Source organism: Paenisporosarcina sp. P4_E4_2 (assembly GCF_056401595.1).
This window is the reverse complement of record NZ_JBFUJC010000286.1, coordinates 1-4,093: the sequence shown is the minus strand read 5'-3', so window position 1 is coordinate 4,093 and position 4,093 is coordinate 1. Positions and strand designations below refer to the sequence as shown.

Sequence of the window (4,093 nt, the reverse complement as noted above, 5' to 3'; positions counted from 1 at the left end):
ATGTATGCTAGCGCCATGAAAGGTACGACAAATTGAGCTACGTTTGCAATACGTTTTACTCCACCGAGAATAATGCCGCCTAGAATGACAACAATTATAGCTCCAGTAACCCATCGAGGCATGTCAAATGCATTTTCCATCCCTATGGCAATGGAGTTCGATTGAATGCCTGGCATCAAAATGGACATAGCCAGTAATGTTGCGAGTGCAAAAATAACTGCATACCACTTCGAGCCGATTCCTTTTTCTATGTAATAAGCAGGACCACCACGGTATTGTCCTTGGTCTTTCACTTTATAAATTTGAGCCAAAGTTGATTCGACAAACGCTGAAGATGCCCCGATAAACGCTATTGCCCACATCCASAATACAGCCCCTGGACCACCAAATGCAATCGCCGTAGCAACCCCTGCAATATTTCCGGTTCCAACACGACCTGATAATGCAATCGATAATGCTTGGAATGAAGATACCCCGGCATCCGATTTTTCACCTTTGAACATTTGAACAACCATATCCTTGATCAGTCGAACTTGCAAGAAACGAGTAAGGATTGAAAATAATAGACCGATAGCCAAACAGCCATAAATCATCCAAGGTCCCCATAAAAAGTTATTTATTTGCCCAATAAACTCTTCCATCCAATTTCCCCCTTTGTTTGTTCATAATATTGTCACATTATTCACTGTATTACAAAAATGATGTTAGTACAAGGAAAGATTTTATATACTTCTAGATTCTCATTATGCTAACTTCGACTTCTGCAAGGCATAGCGTACATAAATCCAAGTTTCAAAGTTCTAAAAAACAATAGAGGAATATTTTTATTAAAATAGAATTATCATATTGGTAAATGTTCAGGTTTTGAAATTTGGAATCTATTGCTTCCCTTTTTTACAGGGGGCTAATTTTCATGTCAGAATAATTTATTAATCCTTGTAAATCTGCATAATTCATAAATGAAGTCATAAACAAATCCATAGTAAAAGCCTTTCTAATTTTTCATTAGAAAGGCTTTTATTTGTCTTAAACCACATATCCGAGTGAACGCAACACATTATTCACGAATGTCTTCGTGTAATAAAACACATCTTCTCGTTCTGGCTCTTGGAACAGATCATGAAAACAATTTTTCCACTCTTTATATTGTATTTCAGAAAGTTTTTGTTTTTGCAGCCAATTCTTTGCGAATGTCGGATCCGCAATTTTATCCCGCTCTGCAGTCATCATCAAAATAGGAACATCTTGAATGCTTTCTTGTTTGGCAGTTGTTGCTTTCATCAAATGCTGCAACTCCCTGTACCACTTCAAAGTAATGGTCGTGTTATATAGATCATCGTCTTTACCTTGCGTATAAACATCATAATTTCTTGTCAGTTTTTTAATGGTTATTTCATGAGTACTTTTGACGTTTTCAGCTAGCTTCCCCATGTTGGCTAAAGCACTGGAAAGTTTCGATGCATGAATATGTAAATGCATCCAAGGAGATGTCAGAATTATTCCAGCACATTCAATTGATTTTTCCTGAAGCACTTGCATGACTAAAGTTGCACCTAACCCGTGACCCATAATAAAAACGGGTAAGTTATATGTAAGCGAAGCGTCAATCAAGTGATTGATAAAAGTGCCATAGGATTGAAAATCCTCGTCATGTGCTTGTTTATTGAGAGCCGATTCTCCGTGCCCCGGTAGATCCCCCATTACAACATGAAATCCTGAACTTCTAAACTCTTCTATAACCCAGGCGTACCTACGATGATGTTCATACGCGCTGTGTACGATGGCGATGACTGCTTTAGCCTGTCCATCAGCTTCCCATTTCCACATAATCATCGCTCCTTCTATTTCTTTATTCGACGAAGTCATCCTTTTTTAGTTCCTCTTTTTTTGTATAATGAAACCATATGGCAAGAAGAAACGAGGTTTTAGAATGATTTATCCATTTAATGATAAAACACCCATGATTGACCCATCTGTTTATATTGCTGATTATGTCACAATAAGTGGTGATGTGACAATCGGTCCAGAGTCCACTATTTGGTTTAATACCATTATTCGTGGTGATGTCAATGCGACACGAATCGGCCGAAAAGTTAATATTCAAGATTTGTGTTGCCTTCATCAAAGCCCTGCCGCTCCATTAATTTTGGAAGATGAAGTCACCATCGGACACCAAGTAACTTTGCATAGCTGTACTATACGAAAAGGCGCCTTAATTGGCATGGGTTCCATTGTCCTGGATGGCGCAGAGATTGGTGAAGGTGCATTTATTGGAGCAGGCAGCTTGGTTCCACCCGGTAAAGTAATTCCCCCAGGTATGCTTGCATTGGGACGACCGGCAAAAGTGGTTCGGGAGTTGAATGCTGAAGACAAATTAGATATGGAACGTATTGTGAGAGAATATGCTGAAAAAGGACAGATTTATAAGGCAATGCAACAACAAAAGTAAACGGATAGTAAGGACCGGGTGATAGAGCCCGGTCCTTTTAATATGTTGAAGCATTCTTAAATTTATTCCCGTTCAAATTGATTTGTTCCCTTTCGCCCACTAATTTCCAATAAAAAAGCCATTCCAGGTCATACCCGGAATGGCTTCTCAATCTTAAACGCCTGCTTTTTCTTTCAAAGTAGCCGCTCTGTCTGTTTTCTCCCATGGTACATCCAAGTCTGTGCGACCGAAGTGTCCATAAGCAGCTGTCTGCTTGTAAATCGGACGACGTAGATCTAACATTTTGATGATTCCAGCTGGGCGAAGGTCGAATGAATCGCGAACAATTTCAACAAGTTTCGATTCTTCTACAGTGCCTGTACCAAAAGTATCGATTGCAATTGATACTGGTTGTGCAACACCGATTGCATATGCAAGTTGAACTTCGCAACGGTCAGCAAGTCCTGCTGCTACGATGTTTTTCGCTACATAACGTGCTGCATATGCTGCTGAACGGTCAACTTTTGTCGCATCTTTACCAGAGAATGCGCCGCCACCGTGACGAGCGTATCCACCGTAAGTATCTACGATAATTTTGCGACCAGTTAAACCAGCATCCCCTTGTGGTCCACCAATTACGAAGCGACCAGTTGGGTTAATGAAGTATTTTGTATTTTCGTCAATTAATTCTGCCGGAACGACAGGATTGATGACATGTTCTTTCAAGTTACGTTGAATTTGCTCAAGTGTTACTTCTGGGTGATGTTGAGTAGAAATAACGATTGTGTCAATACGCAACGGTTTATTGTTTTCATCATATTCTACAGTTACTTGTGTTTTGCCATCTGGACGTAAGTATGGAAGAATTTCTTCTTTACGAACTAATGCTAAACGACGAGCTAACTTATGAGCCATACTAATTGGAAGAGGCATTAATTCCGGTGTTTCATTACAAGCAAAACCGAACATTAAACCTTGGTCACCTGCACCGATTGCTTCGATGTCTGAATCTGTCATCGAACCTTCACGTGCTTCCAGTGCTCTGTCAACACCCATTGCGATGTCAGCAGATTGCTCATCGATTGCAGTCAATACTGCAGAAGTCTCTGAGTCAAAACCATATTTTGCACGTGTGTAGCCGATTTCACGAACTGTTTCACGTACGACTTTTTGAATATCCACGTATGCAGATGTTGTGATTTCACCGGCAACAAGCACTAAACCTGTTGTTACAGTTGTTTCACAAGCAACACGTGCATTTGGATCTTCAGTTAAAATAGCATCTAAAATTGCGTCTGAGATTTGATCGCAAATTTTGTCCGGATGCCCTTCTGTTACTGATTCTGATGTAAATAGACGACGAGTTGTCATTTAATATTCCTCCTATATCCTTCGAGATTGCTCTCGGAAAATTCAAACGGTACTCATTTCCCATGTCCAGCTTATTCATTAGAATAAAACCTTCCGCCTTTTCGGGCTTCTGCACACGAGGATAAAGGGAGATGTCATAAAAAAAACCCTCTCTCACGTAAAAACATGAGGAAAGGCATTCGTTAATAGGCACCTTTCACTCTTATCATCCAAGGAATACACCTTGCTTCAGGTTCAGCACCTTTGCCAATTACTACTTGGTTCATAACTGCAGGTTGCCGGGTTTCATAGGGC

Annotated in this window: 4 protein-coding genes; 1 reads left to right on the top strand and 3 read right to left on the bottom strand. The window is 40.1% G+C overall.

The features are described from left to right. Positions 1-641, bottom strand: a 641-nt coding sequence (locus tag AC1DSB_RS15515) for an alanine/glycine:cation symporter family protein (RefSeq protein WP_477587051.1), incomplete at its 3' end; no start/stop codon positions are given. 385 nt (positions 642-1,026) lie between these two features. Continuing rightward, positions 1,027-1,827, bottom strand: a complete 801-nt coding sequence (locus AC1DSB_RS15510; protein ID WP_477531222.1) for an alpha/beta hydrolase — start codon at positions 1,825-1,827, stop codon at positions 1,027-1,029. Positions 1,828-1,930: 103 nt separating this feature from the next. Between AC1DSB_RS15510 and AC1DSB_RS15505 the strand changes: the two genes are divergently transcribed. Beyond that, positions 1,931-2,449, top strand: a complete 519-nt coding sequence (locus AC1DSB_RS15505) for a gamma carbonic anhydrase (RefSeq protein ID WP_477531223.1) — start codon at positions 1,931-1,933, stop codon at positions 2,447-2,449. 153 nt (positions 2,450-2,602) lie between these two features. Here AC1DSB_RS15505 and metK read toward each other — a convergent pair whose 3' ends face one another. Further along, positions 2,603-3,799, bottom strand: coding sequence for a methionine adenosyltransferase (gene metK, locus AC1DSB_RS15500; protein WP_016426552.1), 1,197 nt, complete (start codon positions 3,797-3,799; stop codon positions 2,603-2,605). Between the last annotated feature and the right edge of the window lie 294 nt (positions 3,800-4,093).